This window comes from Streptomyces sp. NPDC002690 (assembly GCF_053592415.1).
In genome coordinates this window covers 1-7931 of sequence record NZ_JBSFVR010000346.1, presented here as the reverse complement: position 1 = coordinate 7931, position 7931 = coordinate 1, and the positions used below count along the sequence as shown (strand labels likewise).

Genomic DNA, 7931 nt, shown 5'->3' with positions numbered 1-7931 from the left:
ACTACGTCTTCGTCGCCCCGTTCGTACCGCACCGCGAGCGCAGGTCGAGTGACCTCTCACTCCGCCCACCGGCATTCATTCATCTGTCAAACAATTACGGAATCGGCGTTAGATATTGCGTCCTTCTGTTCCCGGTGGTTGAGTGTGCGGCGCCCCACAACGCATCGGCGGTGGGGCGTCGTCCACGCACATGCCCGAGGGGGACCACCCATGAGTAGAGCCGCGTTCCGTCGTCGAAGCCGCGCAGGCGCGGTCGCTCTTGTCTCCGCACTTGCGCTCACCGCGCTCGCGGCCTGCGGTACGAGCAGCAGCAGCGACAACGACAGCGGTGACAAGGACGGCGGCAGCAGCACGTCGGCCGACCCCACCGCGCCGCTGGACCCGAAGACCAAGGTGACGATCACCATCGACTGCATGCCGCCCACGGCGAAGGCGGCCGAGCTGAAGGAGTGGAAGGAGGACGTCGCCGAGTTCAACAAGACGTATCCGAACGTCACCATCGAGGGGCGGTCCACCGCCGGCCAGTGTCTGGAGCCGCCGCGCTTCACCGCCATGCTGAAGGCGAAGTCCCAGCCGGACGTGTTCTACACGTACTTCACCGACCTGCCGCAGGTCCTCGACAACGACGGCGCCGAGGACATCACCGCGTACGTCAACGACAAGAGCGTGCCCGCACTGGCGGACATCGACCCGAACGTCCTCAACTCGCTGAAGCAGGACGGCAAGCTGTACGGACTGCCCACCAGCAACTACACCATGGGCCTGCTCGTCAACCGCAAGCTCTTCCAGCAGGCCGGCCTCGACCCCGACGCCCCGCCGCGCACCTGGGAGGAGGTGCGTACCGCCGCGAAGAAGATCGCGGGTCTGGGCAAGGGCATCTCGGGCTTCGGCGAGTACAGCGCGGGCAACACGGGCGGCTGGCACTTCACCGCGCAGATGTACAGCGTCGGCGGCGAGGTCGTCGACGCGAGCGGCACCAAGGCGGCGTTCAACAACGACCTGGGCAAGCAGGTCGCCGAGAACATCAAGGCCATGCGGTGGCAGGACGACAGCATGGGCAAGACGCAGCTGCTGAAGTGGGGCGACCTGCAGAAGCAGATCGCCACCGACAAGCTCGGCATGTTCCTCGCCGCGCCCGACGACATCGCGTACATGGTGCAGCAACTCGGCGCCTCTTACGAGAACTTCGGGATGGGGCCGATCCCCGGTGAGAAGAACACCCTGGCCGGCGGCAACAACTACATGATCAAGAAGGGGATTTCGGCCGACAAGATCAAGGCTGCCATCGCCTGGCTGAACTTCAAGAACCTGACCGTCGGCAAGGGCCAGTTCAACTGGGAGCGCACCAAGGCCGACAAGCTGCCCGTCGGCGTTCCCCAGCCCAACTTCTGGCTGAACGGTTCGAAGACCGAGGACGACGCCGCGCGTACCCAGTTCGCCACCATGCCGGTCGCCAACTTCAAGACCTTCGTGGACAACCCGGTGGCCGGCAAGGCCGAGCCGCCGAAGGCCCAGGAGGTCTACAAGGTCCTGGACAACGTGATGTCCGGCCTCCTCACCAACAAGAACGCGAACGTCGACAAGCTGCTCTCCGACGCGGAGAAGCAGGTCAACCAGGTCCTGGCCACCCAGTAACCGGGTTGGGGGGCCTGCCCCGGCCGGCCCCCCGCACCCCGTCCGCACCCGGACCGCGTTCCGGCACCACAGCACCGAGGAGGAGGCGACGATGTCGGCCCCCACCATCCCCACGTCGGCGGCGAAGACGCCCCGTCCGTCCCCGCACCACGGCGAAGGCCCCCAGGCGGCGGGCGGCGCCTTCGCCCGGGCCCTGCGCCGCAATCTCACCGCCCACGGCTTCCTGATCGGCGCCGTGATCTGCTTCGCCCTCTTCTCCTGGTACCCGATGGTGCGGGAGTTCCTCCTCGCCTTCCAGAAGACCGAGGACGGTCAGACCACCTGGGCGGGCCTGGACAATCTGAACACCGTCGTCAACGACCCGGCGTTCTGGCAGGCCTGGCGCAACACCCTGCTCTTCACCCTGCTCGCGCTGGTCCTGGGCTTCGCCGTCCCGTTCGTCGTCGCGGTGGTGCTCAACGAGTTCCGGCACGCGCAGGGCTATCTGCGGCTCCTGGTGTACCTCCCCGTCATGCTCCCGCCGGTCGCCTCGGTACTGCTCTTCAAGTACCTCTACGACCCCGGGTACGGCCTGCTCAACCAGCTCCTCGGCTTCTTCGGGATACCCGCCCAGCAGTGGCTCCAGGACCCCAGCACCTCGATGCTCTCCGTCGTGGTCGCCTCGACCTGGATGAACATGGGCGGCGCGACGCTCATCTATCTCGCCGCGCTCCAGGGCATCCCCGGCGAGCTGTACGAGGCGGCCGAACTGGACGGCGCCGGACTGCTGCGCAAGGTCTGGCACGTCACCGTCCCGCAGACCCGGCTCATCCTCTCGCTGCTGCTGCTCATGCAGGTCATCGCGACCATGCAGGTGTTCGTGGAGCCCTTCCTGCTCACCGGCGGCGCGGGCCCCGAGGGTTCGACGACCACCGTCGTCTACCTCATCTACCAATACGCCTTCAACTTCAACAACTACGGCGCCGCGGCGGCGCTCGGCCTGGTCCTCCTCGTACTGCTCGCCGGAGTGTCGGCCGTGTACGTGAGGCTCAGCCGCGCCGAGGACGAGTAGGACCCGGGGGAATCGACAGATGTCCACACGCACGCTCATCTCGCCGGCCCAACTGGCCAGGCCCCGGGCCAAGGCCGTCTACTGGGTGGTCTTCGGTCTCGTCCTCGTCCTGTTCACGCTGGTCTTCCTCGGACCGCTCTACTGGATGGTGTCCGGGGGACTCAAGTCCACCCAGGAGGCGGTGCAGTCGCCGCCGACGCTCTTCCCGTCGGCGCTGACCCCCGGCAACTACTCGCGCGCCTGGGAGGTGATGGACCTCTCCCGCCTCCTCTTCAACACCCTGTACTACGCGTTCGGGGCGCTGGCCTTCCAGCTCGTCCTGGACGTCGCCGCGGCCTACTCCCTCTCCCGGCTGCGGCCCGTCTTCGGCAAGGCGATCCTCGGGATGATGCTGGCCACCCTCATGATCCCGGCGACGGTGCTGGTCGTCCCGCAGTACCTCACGGTGCTGGACGTCCCGTTGGTGGAGCGCAATCTGCTCAACTCGCCGTGGGCGATCTGGCTCCCGTCGGTGACCAACGCCTTCAACATCTTCCTGCTGAAGAGGTTCTTCGACTCCATCCCGAAGGAGTTGCTGGACGCCGCGTCGATGGACGGGGCCTCCCCGATGCGCACCCTGCGCTCGATCGTCCTGCCCATCTCCCGGCCGATCCTCGGGGTGGTCTCCATCTTCGCGGTGGTCGGGGTCTGGAAGGACTTCCTCTGGCCGATGCTCACCCTGCCCGACCCGGCCATGCAGACCCTGAACGTCGGCATCTACTCGCTCTCCAACGGTGTGCCGGAGAACGTGCTGATCGCCGCCCTCACCATCGCGTCCCTGCCGACGCTGCTCATCTTCCTGGTGTTCCAGCGGAACATCATGAGCGGCCTCACCGCGGGCGGCCTGAAGGGCTGACCCCACCCGGCTGCCCCGGTCGGTCCGGGGCAGCCGGTGCCGCCTGCCCGCAGGCCCGCACGTTCGCCTGCCCGCATGCACGCCGGACGCGCCCGTGCGCGCTCCCCCGGTGCCTCTCGCACGACGCCTCTCTCCATGAAGCCTCCGCCGCCGGCCGTGACATCACGCCCCGCTGTCCGGCCGGCGGCGGACCCTGCCCGAAAGGACCCTCACGTGGCAGCCCCTCTTCCGGTGCGCACCGACGACTGGTGGCGCAGCGCCGTCATCTACCAGGTGTACCCACGCAGCTTCGCCGACGGTGACGGGGACGGTACCGGGGACCTCGCGGGCGTCCGGTCGAGACTGCCGTACCTCGCCGAACTGGGCGTGGACGCGATCTGGTTCACGCCGTGGTACGTCTCCCCGCTCGTCGACGGCGGATACGACGTCGCCGACTACCGCACCATCGACCCGGCGTTCGGGACGCTGGCCGAGGCGGAGAAGCTGATCGCGGAGGCCCGCCAGTCGGGCATCCGAGTGATCGTGGACATCGTGCCGAACCACGTGTCCGACCAGCACGCGTGGTTCCGGGCGGCCCTGGAGGCCGGACCGGGCAGTCCCGAGCGGGAGTTGTTCCACTTCCGGCCCGGCCGGGGTGTGGACGGCGAACTGCCGCCCAACGACTGGCCCTCGCAGTTCTCCGGGCGCACCTGGACCCGGGTGGCGGACGGCGAGTGGTACCTCCACCTCTTCACGCCGGAACAGCCCGACCTCAACTGGGCCCACCCTGCGGTGCGTCGGGAGCACGAGGAGATCCTGCGCTTCTGGTTCGAGCGCGGGGTGGCCGGCGTACGGATCGACTCGGCGGCGCTCCTCGCCAAGGACCCGGCGCTCGCCGACTTCGTGGAGGGGGTGGACCCCCATCCGTACATCGACCAGGACGAGTTGCACGACATCTACCGCTCGTGGCGGGCCATCGCCGACGAGTACCAGGGCGTCTTCGTGGGCGAGGTCTGGCTGCCGGACTCGGAGCGCTTCGCCCGCTATCTGCGCCCGGACGAGCTGCACACCGCCTTCAACTTCAATTTCCTGGCGTGCCCGTGGCAGGCGGACCGGCTGCGGCGGACGATCGACGACACCCTGGCCGAGCACGCGCCCGTCGGCGCTCCGGCCACCTGGGTGCTGTGCAACCACGACGTGACCCGGACGGTCACCCGGTACGGCCGGGAGGACACCGGGTTCGACTTCGCCACGAAGGCGTTCGGCACGCCGACCGACCTGGCGCTCGGCGAGCGGCGGGCGCGTGCCGCGGCTCTGCTGACGCTCGCACTGCCCGGGGCCGCCTACCTGTACCAGGGTGAGGAGCTGGGCCTGCCCGAGGCGGACGTCCCGCTGGACCGCATCCAGGACCCGATGCACTTCCGTTCCGGCGGGAGTGACCCGGGCCGGGACGGCTGCCGGGTTCCGCTGCCGTGGACCGCGGACGCCCCGTACAGCGGTTTCGGCTCGCGCGGTGAACCGTGGCTGCCGCAGCCCGAGGGCTGGGAGGCGTACGCCGTGGACCGTCAGGGCGGTGATTCCGGCTCGATGCTGTCGCTCTACCGGGAGGCGCTGCGGCTGCGGCGCGCCACCGAGGCGTTCCGGGGCGAGCCGCTGAGCTGGCTTCCCTCGGCCGAGGGCGTCCTCGCCTTCCGGCGCGGCCCGGGGCTGATCTGCGTGGTCAATCTGGCGGCGGAGCCGGCGGAACTCCCCGCCCACACGGATGTCCTGCTCGCCGGCGGCCCCCTGGACGACCGGGGCCGTCTCCCCCAGGACACGGCGGTGTGGCTGCTGGCCTGATCCAGCCGCCACACCGCCGTCCAGATGTCCCCCCACACACAGGAGGTTGTGAACCATGAGCGTGACAAGAGCCGCACCCGGTGGACGGTCCGTGACCGCTCTGCTGGCCTCGCTCGCCTGCACCGTGGCCCTGGGTACGGTCGCCGCCCTCACCGGAAGCGGCGCCGGGTCCGCGGCGGCGGCCGAGGCGCCCGTACTCTCGCCGTTCGCGGTGGCGGGGCGCGGGGCACAGGTGCCGTTCACCGAGCTGGAGGCGGAGAACGCCGCGACCAGCGGATCGCCGATCGGCCCCGACCGTACGTACACCACCCTTCCCTCGGAGGCTTCCGGTCGGCGCGCCGTCCGGCTCGACGCACCGGGCGAGTACGTCGAGTTCACCCTGACCAAGCCGGCCAACGCCATGACGGTGCGCTACTCCGTGCCGGACAACGCGGCGGGTACGGGCATCACCGCGCCGGTGGCGCTCAGTCTGGACGGGGCCAAGCTCAAGGACCTCGACTTCACGTCCAGGTACGGCTGGTTCTACGGCTCGTACCCGTTCACCAACACCCCGGGCAGCCAGCCGCACCACTTCTACGACGAGACCAGGACCCTCTTCGGGAAGACCCTGGCCGCAGGTTCGAAGGTGCGGATCACGCTGCCCTCGACCTCCGCCACCCCGTGGGCCGTGGTGGACCTGGCCGACTTCGAGCAGGTAGCGGCTCCGGTGACCCGGCCGTCCGGGTCGCTCTCGGTCACCGATTACGGTGCCGACGCGAGCGGTGGCGCGGACTCCACCTCCGCCTTCCAGCAGGCGGTCGACGCCGGCAAGGCGCAGGGCAAGGAGGTGTGGATTCCGCAGGGCACCTTCAAGCTGACCGACCACGTGGTGGTCGACCAGGTCACGCTGCGCGGCGCCGGCCCCTGGTACAGCGTGCTGGGCGGCCGTCACCCCACCGACCGGAGCCGGGCGGCTGGGATCTACGGCAAGTACGCCTCCGGCGGCGGGTACGGCGGCGGGGTCCGCCCGTACGAGGCCGGCGGGCCGAGCCGGAACGTCACGCTCAAGGACTTCGCGATCATCGGTGACATCACCGAGCGGGTCGACGAGGACCAGGTCAACGCGATCGGCGGCGCGATGAGCGACTCCGTCGTGGACGACGTGTGGCTCCAGCACACCAAGGTCGGCGCGTGGATGGACGGGCCGATGGACAACTTCCACATCCGCAACAGCCGCATCCTGGACCAGACCGCGGACGGGGTGAACTTCCACTGGGGCGTCACCCACTCGTCGGTGGAGAACACCTTCCTGCGCAACCTCGGTGACGACGGCCTCGCGATGTGGTCCGACACCAAGGCCGACACCGCCAACGCCTTCACCGGGAACACCGTGGTGGCACCGATCCTCGCCAACCACATTGCGATCTACGGCGGCAAGGACATCTCGGTCACCGACAACGTCCTCGCCGAGAGCCTCACCAACGGCGGCGCCCTGCACGTGGGCAACCGCTTCCCCGGTGTCTCCCCCGGCCAGGGCACCGATGTCCAGGGCACCTTCACCCTGGCCCGCAACACCACCATCCGAGCGGGCAACACCGACTACGGCTGGCCGTTCCCGATCGGCGCGGTGTGGTTCGACGCCCGCAACAGCCCGATCGACAAGGCGACGATCAACGTCACCGACACGGACATCCTGGACAGTTCCTACGCCGCCATCCACTTCGTCTCCGGGACGACGAAGAACGTCAACTTCACCAACGTGAACATCGACGGCACCGGGACCTTCGCCCTCCAGTTCAACGACCCGGCGCAGCTGTCGCTGACCAACGTGCGCGCCGCCAACATCGGGTTCACCGATGCCGTCTACAGCTGCCTCGGCTCCTCGCTGGCGCTGACCCAGGGCGCCGGCAACTCCGGCTGGAACGCCAAGCTCCCGGCGACCTACTGCGGCCCGTGGCCCACCGCGAACTACGACCGCGGCACCTCACCGACGCCCACCCCGACGCCCACCCCGACACCGACCCCGACGCCCACTCCGACCCCGACACCCACTCCGACGCCCACCCCCACCGGCCCGACCCCCGACCCCGGCCGGAACCTCGCCCTGGGCAGGCCGGTCACCGCGACCGGGTACGCGGACGTATACAACCCGGCAAAGGCCGTCGACGGTGACGCCAACTCGTACTGGGAGAGCGTCAACCGGTCCTTCCCCCAGTCGCTGACCGTGGACCTGGGGGCGGCGACCGGGGTGGGCCGGGTGGTGCTCAAGCTGCCGTCGTCCTGGGAAGCGCGCACCCAGACCCTGACGCTCCTGGGCAGCGCCGACGGCTCCGCCTTCACCACGCTGGCGGCGTCGAAGGACTACCGCTTCGACCCGGCCTCCGGCAACACGGCGACCGTGACCCTGCCGGCCGGCTCCGCGCCCCGCTACCTGCGGGTCACCGGTACCGCCAACACGGCCTGGCCCGCCGTCCAGGCATCCGAAGTGGAGGCGTACCGCTCCTGACGTTCCCTCCGCACGACATGCGCTCCGCCCGCCCGTGGTCCCGTACC

General features: G+C 69.3%; 5 protein-coding genes. All 5 read left to right on the top strand.

Annotated features, from left to right (window positions below):
• The first annotated feature begins 210 nt into the window (after positions 1 to 210).
• The 5 genes from ACWD3D_RS29890 (at position 211) to ACWD3D_RS29870 (ending at position 7884) form a co-directional block, all read left to right on the top strand.
• Positions 211 to 1635, top strand: coding sequence for an extracellular solute-binding protein (locus ACWD3D_RS29890; RefSeq protein ID WP_451463884.1), 1425 nt, complete (start codon positions 211 to 213; stop codon positions 1633 to 1635).
• 91 nt (positions 1636 to 1726) lie between these two features.
• Positions 1727 to 2686, top strand: a complete 960-nt coding sequence (locus tag ACWD3D_RS29885) for a carbohydrate ABC transporter permease (protein WP_451463883.1) — start codon at positions 1727 to 1729, stop codon at positions 2684 to 2686.
• A 19-nt stretch (positions 2687 to 2705) separates the two neighbouring features.
• On the top strand, positions 2706 to 3581 hold the full coding sequence (locus ACWD3D_RS29880; RefSeq protein WP_387375746.1) for a carbohydrate ABC transporter permease: 876 nt from the start codon (positions 2706 to 2708) through the stop codon (positions 3579 to 3581).
• A gap of 213 nt (positions 3582 to 3794) precedes the next feature.
• Positions 3795 to 5399 carry a glycoside hydrolase family 13 protein gene (locus ACWD3D_RS29875; protein ID WP_451463882.1) on the top strand — a complete coding sequence of 535 codons (1605 nt, stop codon included), beginning with the start codon at positions 3795 to 3797 and terminating at the stop codon, positions 5397 to 5399.
• Between the two features lie 55 nt (positions 5400 to 5454).
• The gene (locus tag ACWD3D_RS29870; RefSeq protein ID WP_451463881.1) at positions 5455 to 7884 is read left to right on the top strand and encodes a discoidin domain-containing protein; all 2430 of its coding nucleotides are present in this window, start codon (positions 5455 to 5457) and stop codon (positions 7882 to 7884) included.
• The last annotated feature ends 47 nt before the right edge of the window (positions 7885 to 7931 follow it).